Origin of the sequence: Mycobacterium sp., assembly GCF_035314665.1 — a bacterium.
GTDB lineage: Bacteria > Actinomycetota > Actinomycetes > Mycobacteriales > Mycobacteriaceae > Mycobacterium.
In genome coordinates this window covers 1-2,980 of sequence record NZ_DATFZD010000271.1, presented here as the reverse complement: position 1 = coordinate 2,980, position 2,980 = coordinate 1, and the positions used below count along the sequence as shown (strand labels likewise).

Sequence of the window (2,980 nt, the reverse complement as noted above, 5' to 3'; positions counted from 1 at the left end):
GGCGCCGGCGACGTGTGCCCATGGTGCCGCAGTTCCTTTGGCGGGCCGCAGGCTATTTACCTGTTGGTTGTGGCAACTCGCGATGGTCGCGGAGTACGATCTGGCGGCTGAGCCGGTAGAGCCACGAGGCTGATGCATAGCCGAACCTAGTCCTGGAACACCACACGGCATCGCGACAGAGAGCGTGGTGCAGAACTGCTCGCAGGTCAATCTCAGGGTGAGGGGGACAAGTGAGCACATCAGAAACAGCGGCCCGCGAAATCACCCAACCCCGTGATGACCGCAACGCGCCCCTGCCGGGAGGGGAGGCGTCGTGACCTCGGGCGATGACAACACCAGCCGCCCCGGGGCATCGGCTGGCAGCGTCGAGGCGGCCGTAGCGCGGCGCACCGCGGTGCTCGACACCGCGCACCTGGGTGATATTGAGGGCGCGTTCGGGCGCATCAGCGTCGGCGAGACCGACCGTCCCCGCACGCTCAAGGTTCGGCTGCTGACCCTGCTGGCCATCGTCGGTCCCGGCATGATCGTGATGGTCGGCGATAACGACGCCGGTGGGGTGGCCACCTACGCCCAGGCCGGCCAGAACAATGGCTACTCCCTGCTGTGGGTGCTGCTGCTGCTGATGCCGGTGCTCATCGTCAACCAGGAAATGGTGGTGCGGCTCGGCGCGGTTACCGGGGTCGGGCACGCCCGGTTGATCAACGAGCGCTTCGGCCGCCAGCCCTGGCGGAGTTTCTGGCCCTACTTGAGGCCGAACACGGCGGCACCGTGTCCGCATTCGATCACCTCACTCTGGCGATCCGCAACTTCCACAATTCCTCTGGCTATCGGAAGTCCTGGGCGCCGAGCTAATCATCCCGGCCTACGGCTCGGTCACGATACCCATTCCCAGCGTAAACGAGAAGGGCGACGCCGATATTGGGAGCGGTGTCGTTCTCGACCAATTCCACATTCTCACGAACGCGCATGTAGTGCTCGACATGACGGTCGATAACCGTCTTCCGCAACCGACGATGTCACAGCCGGGTAATCCCGGACTCCGAGTGGGATCACACGTTCGCGTGGTCGATAAGCAGCCTCACGATAAATTCGACGTCGCCGTAATCACGGTCGAGCCAATCATCGGGTCGCGTGGACTCCCCCGCTGGACGGCGTCGCATTCCGGCAACCGGATTGGGGCGACGACACCCACGTTTTCGGCTACCCACCCGTTCCGCGGAGCGCTAAAACGGCTCTTCGCAAATGAGCGTGCAGCGGTGGTTGGCGGATATCCGCGGTGGGGGTTCGTGTCGTTGAGCTGAGGTGGGGCCTCGGTGGGTGACGATTCAGGTTCCTACACGCCGCTTCACCAACACCACCGAGGTGACCCTTGCCTGAGGCTACCGCCTGCCCGCCGTCTGTTGTTGCCGACACGATCATGCGCACCATCGAGTTGGGCGTGACGATCACCGACGCCGCCGTCGATGAGAAGGTGACGACGATCTTCTGCTCGCCGGTGACTCGGGATCCACACTGCCCGGACTGCGGGCGTGAGGGCCGCTACCGCGACACCATCACCCGGCCGCTGACCGACCTGCCGGTCGCCGGGTATCCACTGGTCTTGCGGGTCGCCGTGCCACGCTACCGATGCACTAGCGCAGAGTGCGGGAGGATGGTGTTCAATCAGGATCTCGGTAAGTTGGCGGCGCCACGATCAGCTACGACACGGCGGTGTGCGCGGTATGTGTTGCGGCGGCTGATGATCGACCGCACCACTGTCTCGGCGATCGCCGCCGAGCTGGGGGTGTCGTGGCACACCGTGAATACGATCGCCATGCAGGCCACCGCCCAGTTGGTGAGCGCAGCCGGCCCGGATCGGCTGGCCGGGGTGAAGGTGATCGGCGTCGACGAGCACCGCTGGGCACCTCGACGCCTCGGGGCGGCCGGGTTCGTCACGCTGATCATCGACCTCACCCCTGCCTACGATCACAGCGGTCCGGCGCGGTTGCTTGACCTAGTACCCGGTCGTTCAGCGGCCGCACTGGCCGACTGGCTGACCGCCCAACCCGCCGACTTCGCAGCGCAGGTGCAGGTGGTGGCGATGGACGGGTTCGCCGGCTACAAGACCGCCGCCGCCGAGGTGCTACCCGATGCGGTCACGGTGATGGACCCGTTCCACGTCGTGGCCTTGGCCGGGACCAAGCTCGACTTGATCCGCCAACGCATCCAGCAGCAGACCCTGGGCCGGCGCGGGCACACCGGAGATCCGCTCTACGGCATCCGCCGCATCGCCCGCACCCGCATCCAGCTGCTCTCCACCCGCCAGTACACCCGGCTGACCGGCGTGCTCGATATCGACGAACACCTCGCCGTGAAAGTCGCCTGGTTGATCTATCAGAAGATCATCGCCGCCTACGCCGACCCGAATCGCCGGCGCGGCAAAAAGGCGATGACCACACTGATCAACTCGATCCGCCGAGCCGTGCCCGCAGGACTGGAGGAGATCGCCCAACTCGGGCGCACCCTGGCCCGCCGCCGCGACGACATCCTGGCCTTCTTCGACCACCACGCCTCCAACGGCCCCACCGAAGCCATCAACGGCCGCCTGGAAGCACTGCGCCGCAACGCCCTCGGCTTCCGCAACCTCACCCACTACCGCTGGCGCTCACTGCTGCACAGCGGCGCACTACACGCACTCGTCAACGCACTCTGAATTACGAAGAGCCGATAAACGTCGTATGGGATATTCAGTGTGTCTCTAGCCGGGCCAGCCGTTGCTCAAGCTCTATGATCGCTACGGCCAGGCGAGCCACTAAACCGGGTGCGCTTGAGATGTCTTCACTCGGACGCTGTTCCCCGATCCACTGAACGAGGGCTCTGCTAACCGGCATGTTGTGGGGGAATTCGGCAATGCGGATCCTGCGCAAGATTTCATCGGGTGTGTCCATAGTCATCGCGCTCCGCCTTTCGCACTCGCGTCGACAGTGCTAACCCTTGATCG

General features: G+C 64.9%; 1 protein-coding gene and 1 pseudogene. Both read left to right on the top strand.

Annotated features, from left to right (window positions below):
• Positions 1–313: 313 nt before the first annotated feature.
• Positions 314–718, top strand: a pseudogene (locus tag VKI00_RS19280) (divalent metal cation transporter); the annotation flags it as partial.
• 699 nt (positions 719–1,417) lie between these two features.
• The gene (locus VKI00_RS19275; RefSeq protein ID WP_324440205.1) at positions 1,418–2,692 is read left to right on the top strand and encodes an ISL3 family transposase; all 1,275 of its coding nucleotides are present in this window, start codon (positions 1,418–1,420) and stop codon (positions 2,690–2,692) included.
• The last annotated feature ends 288 nt before the right edge of the window (positions 2,693–2,980 follow it).